The organism is Flavobacterium sp. (assembly GCF_031411595.1).
GTDB lineage: Bacteria > Bacteroidota > Bacteroidia > Flavobacteriales > Flavobacteriaceae > Flavobacterium.
The window spans coordinates 1-3,532 of sequence record NZ_JANOBI010000048.1 but is presented as its reverse complement, the minus strand read 5'-3'; the positions used below and the strand labels follow the sequence as shown (position 1 = coordinate 3,532).

Sequence of the window (3,532 nt, the reverse complement as noted above, 5' to 3'; positions counted from 1 at the left end):
GTTCCTGGTGCATATTCTTTGCCAACCAATTCTTTAATTTTATTGTTGTGGTCTTGGAAAATCGGAACTAACATTCGCTGCTTTTCTTCTAAACCAAACAAACTGTTTTTGAAATTCTCAATACTCAATGCTTGATTTTTATGGATTAATTGCATTTGGATGTCCAATACTTTAGATTTAACCAAATCAAGATAGCTATTGATTGAACGAGCTTCTTCTGTAGTGCCTTTCATTTTGGCTAAATCTGCCGACCATCTGCTAGAATCAACAAATTTCTTTGTGCTAAATTCTAATCGATTCCCGTTTACGGTAAGTCTTATATAAATTGGAAATTGTCCAGTAGTATTTGCTTTCGTGGATTTTGCATAAAAATGCAATGTAACTTTTGCTTTCATTTTGTTGACTGATTAATTATTCTTCAAGTTAAATTCCTAATTCAAATCAAACAAGATGTTTAATGAGTGAACAAGCTATTGAACACGTAAATAAACCCAATGTTTGAAAGGGTTGAGAGAATTTAGCGAGACCCTAATTTTTGATTTTTTCTAGGGTCTCGATTTTATCTCGCATGAGATAAGATTCAATGAATAATTTGTAAGTCTGTAAAAGCAAAAAACCCCGAAAATCATAGGATTTTCGAGGTTTTGATACCATTTAGGTTTTTAATCAGCGGAGAAAGAGGGATTCGAACCCCCGGACCTGTGACAGTCAACAGTTTTCAAGACTGCCGCATTCGACCGCTCTGCCATTTCTCCAGTGAGCGTCAACCAGTATTACTGATTGCGAGTGCAAATATAACAACCTTTTTTGGTTTCCAAAAGATTTTATCTAAAAAATCAAGTTATTTTATATTTTAAAAACTAATCCATTCATTTTCCTTATTTTAGAAACTGACAATTCAATTCAAACAAAGAATAATATATTTGTGCAACTAAAAAATTACATGCAAATTAGTATGAATAAAAGCATTTCTAAATTTTTATATACATTTTTACTATTGCTCTGCATATTTGTTTCCCATTCACAAAACAATGTTGAGGTTGCCTATATCAATTATACGATTGTGCCAAAATCCAATTTTAAGGAAGGAACGGGAAATGCCGGTTTGCAAAATATCGAAGGTAATCTTGTCACGCCAACCCTAACTTTGGGAAAGAAAACAAAGCTGAATACTATTCTCTATTATCGTTTGTCTCAATGTGAATATGATTCACCAACACTTGAGAGTTTAAATTTACCAGAGCAACTCCATGAAGTGAAGCTTACTTTTTTGACTCGTCATACTTTCAATTCCAATTGGGAATTGCTTTTAGTGCCTCGTCTCAACATACGAAGCGACTTTGAAGCGGTTATCGGGAATAAAGATATCTTTCCCGCCTGTTCAGCAATTGCCATGCACACTTCTAATACAGAAACCAAATTCAAATGGGGTTTTGGGTTGAATTATAACAACGATTTTGGTAAAAACAGCGTCATTCCAATTCTGGCATTTGGATTTTCTAATGAAAAAATGCGATTCAATTCGTATCTTCCCAATAATGCCATTATTGTCTTTTTACCGAATAAGAAAATAGAATACGGGTTTGGTTATTCAACAGATGCTACGCTGGTGCATGTCAATACCAATAATGCTGTGGAATACATTCGGACATTGAATTTTCACATCAATCCAACATTTTCTTATAATGTGGCTTCCAATGTGTGGTTAAATCTAAAAGCTGGTTATGTAGTGCGTCGCAACTTCGACTTGTACACCAGTAATTTTGAAACGCCTTCTTCTAGTTTTGAAAATAAATTAAAGGCATCAATGTTTGTGCAAATGGGAGTAAGCCTTCGTTCCAAACAATAAAAAAACCGACTACTTTTGGTAATCGGTTATGCTGTTTTTTTTAGAATTTTAATATTCTACATATTCGGTTATCTCCAATCCATAGCCAATCAATCCCACACGCTTGGTGTGTTGGGCATTGGAAATCAATTTTATTTTTGAGATATCAATATCGTGTAGTATTTGTGCACCAATACCAAAATCCTTTATGTCCATTTTTATTTGAGGTGCCTTGAAAATTCCTTGAGCCTGTAAGGCTTTGAGTTCGGTCATTCTGTTTAAAATATCAGAAGATTGTACATCTTGGTTAATAAACAAAATAGCGCCTTTTTCATCATCGTTAATAAGTTTGAACATATCGTCCAGTTTTTTACTCACATCGTTGGTTAAAGTTCCTAAAACGTCGTTGTTCACCTGAGTAGAATTAATACGCGTCAATATTGGATCTCCTAAATTCCAACTTCCTTTTGTCAAAGCAATATGCACTTGATTATTGGTAGTTTGTTGGTAAGCACGCAATCTAAATTTTCCATAACGTGTTTCAATTTCGAAGTCGTCTTTCTTTACAATCAAACTGTCATGCTGCATTCGGTAGGCCACCAAATCCTCGATAGAAACTAATTTCAAATTGAACTTTTTAGCTACTTCAAACAGTTCTGGCAATCTGGCCATCGTACCATCTTCATTCATAATTTCTACAATGACACCAGCAGGTTTAAATCCGGCAAGTCTTGCAAAGTCTATGGCAGCTTCGGTATGTCCAGTTCTGCGCAATACGCCACCTTGTTTCGCCGTAAGCGGAAAGATGTGTCCGGGACGTGCCAAATCGTAAGGTTTTGTGTTTTCATTTACCAATGCTAATATGGTTTTGGCTCTATCTGCAGCAGAAATTCCAGTAGTTACACCATGCCCTTTTAAATCTACCGAAACCGTAAAGGCAGTTTCTAAATGATCGGTGTTATTGGTTACCATGGAACGGAGTTCTAAATCGGCACAACGCTTTTCAGTCAACGGAGCGCAAATTAATCCTCTACCATGCGTTGCCATGAAGTTAATCATTTCGGGCGTTACCTTTTCGGCTGCAGCCAAAAAATCGCCTTCATTTTCTCTATCTTCATCGTCAACAACGATAATGATTTTGCCATTTCTAATGTCTTCTATGGCTTCTTCAATCGTGTTGAGTTTTATTTTATCAGTGCTCATTGGTGCAGTTTTTATTCCTGAGTAGGAAATATTTTTTGATATAATTTTTGAAAGGGTAGTAGTATGACGTCCATATTAATTAAACCGATATCGTTGGTCGCTCTATAGGTCAGCAAAACGGCTAATGGTGTTAAGATTAAAGAAGACATCCAGCAACCAAGTATTGGAGCGATACCATTTTCTTCGGCTACTTTTTTACCAAAAGTATTGATGAAATGATAGATTATGAAAATCAATATGGCAAAAACTATAGGAAGTCCTAAGCCTCCTTTTCGAATGATAGCACCTAACGGAGCTCCAATAAAAAACATCAGCAGGCAGGCAAATCCAATAACAAATTTGTCGTACAACGCAATCCAGTGAATGTTGATATTCTTTTGTTTGTTTTCGAATTCGTATTTATAACTTTCAACAGAAAAAGCAGTAGCATCGGCAGTGCTGCTTGCTACTTTCAGCAACTGTTCCTTTTGTGCATTGGAATAATTTTTCAAAAGGTCGGTT

At 35.6% G+C, this 3,532-nt stretch carries 3 protein-coding genes, 1 tRNA gene and 1 pseudogene; 1 reads left to right on the top strand and 4 read right to left on the bottom strand.

Translation table 11 applies throughout. The features are described 5' to 3' along the window. Both RMO03_RS11650 and RMO03_RS11645 read right to left on the bottom strand, forming a co-directional pair. A pseudogene (locus RMO03_RS11650) lies at positions 1-395 on the bottom strand (Arm DNA-binding domain-containing protein); the annotation flags it as partial. Between the two features lie 275 nt (positions 396-670). Next, positions 671-755: transfer RNA gene (locus RMO03_RS11645), tRNA-Ser, on the bottom strand. A gap of 200 nt (positions 756-955) precedes the next feature. Here RMO03_RS11645 and RMO03_RS11640 point away from each other — a divergent pair. Further along, complete coding sequence (locus RMO03_RS11640) at positions 956-1,849, top strand: DUF6268 family outer membrane beta-barrel protein (RefSeq protein WP_309642277.1); 894 nt, start codon at positions 956-958, stop codon at positions 1,847-1,849. A gap of 48 nt (positions 1,850-1,897) precedes the next feature. On the opposite strand, the gene ribB is transcribed toward RMO03_RS11640, so the two are convergent. Beyond that, positions 1,898-3,031, bottom strand: a complete 1,134-nt coding sequence (ribB, locus tag RMO03_RS11635) for a 3,4-dihydroxy-2-butanone-4-phosphate synthase (RefSeq protein ID WP_309642276.1) — start codon at positions 3,029-3,031, stop codon at positions 1,898-1,900. Positions 3,032-3,042: 11 nt separating this feature from the next. Beyond that, positions 3,043-3,532, bottom strand: a 490-nt coding sequence (locus RMO03_RS11630; RefSeq protein ID WP_309642275.1) for an LptF/LptG family permease, incomplete at its 5' end; no start/stop codon positions are given.